At 64.2% G+C, this 1,176-nt stretch carries 1 pseudogene; it reads left to right on the forward strand.

What is annotated here, in order from left to right:
- Positions 1–1,153: pseudogene (locus tag P9228_RS30805) on the forward strand (IS5 family transposase); the annotation flags it as partial.
- Between the last annotated feature and the right edge of the window lie 23 nt (positions 1,154–1,176).

Below are 1,176 nucleotides of genomic sequence, written 5' to 3' on the forward strand. Positions count from 1 at the left end.
GCGGGGCTGGCGATCCTCAAGCACACCTTCAACCTGTCGGATGAGGTGCTGTGCGAGCGCTGGGTGGAGAACCCTTATTTCCAGTATCTCACCGGCGAGACGTTCTTTTGCCATACGCTGCCGTTCGACCGCTCCTCGATGACGCGTTGGCGCAGCCGTATGGGCGAGGAGCGGATTATGGTGCTGTTGCAGGAGAGCCTCAGCCTCGCGGTCAAGACCGGGGCGATGAAACCGGCCGACACGCGCCAGGTGATCGTCGACACCACCGTGCAGCCGAAGAACGTCATGTTCCCGACCGACGCCAAGCTCATCCATCGGGCACGCGAACGGCTGGTGCGGCTGGCCAAGAGGACGGGTCTCCATTTGCGCCAGAGTTATGTGCGGGTCGGCAAGCTGGCGCTGATCAGCCACCAGCGCTATGCCCACGCCAAGCAGTTCAAGCGGGCCAACAAGGCGCTACGCAAGCTCAAGACCTATCTCGGCCGGACCATTCGCGACATTGGTCGCCAGATCGCCGGCGATCAGGGGCTGGACGCTGTTCAAATGGCCGCTCTACCAGGCCGCCACCGTTCTCGAGCAACGCCAGCGCCAGCGCGGCCGCAAGATCTACAGCCTGCACGCACACGAGGTGGAATGCATCGGCAAGGGCAAGGCGCATGCGCCCTACGAGTTCGGGGTGAAGGTGTCGGTGGCCACCACGCTGAAGCGCTCCAGGGGCGGCCAGTTCGCCCTGCATGCAAAAGCACTGCCCGGCAATCCCTATGACGGCCACACGCTGGCAAGCGTCATCCCCGACATGGAAAAGACCATCGGCAACGAGATCGGCCGCATCCTCGCCGACGCCGGCTATCGCGGCCACAACGCACCGCAGAGCCACAAGCTCAGGGTCTTCACCGCGGGCCAGAAACGCCGCGTCACCCCAGCCATCAAGCGCCAGATGCGACGGCGGTCGGCGGTCGAGCCCGTCATCGGCCACATCAAGAGCGAACACAGAATGGGCCGCAACTACCTCGCCGGCCAGCAGGGCGACACCCTCAACGCCATCCTGGCCGCCGCCGGCTACAACTTCTCCCTCCTGCTCAGGTGGCTGAAGGGGTTTTTGTCGCTCTTGATTGCCCTGCTTCAAATCCGGCCGAAGCCGGTCGCCGCTTAGGGCTCGGATTGTTCACGGTCGAC

The organism is Mesorhizobium sp. WSM4898 (assembly GCF_029625845.1).
Taxonomy (GTDB): Bacteria; Pseudomonadota; Alphaproteobacteria; order Rhizobiales; family Rhizobiaceae; genus Mesorhizobium.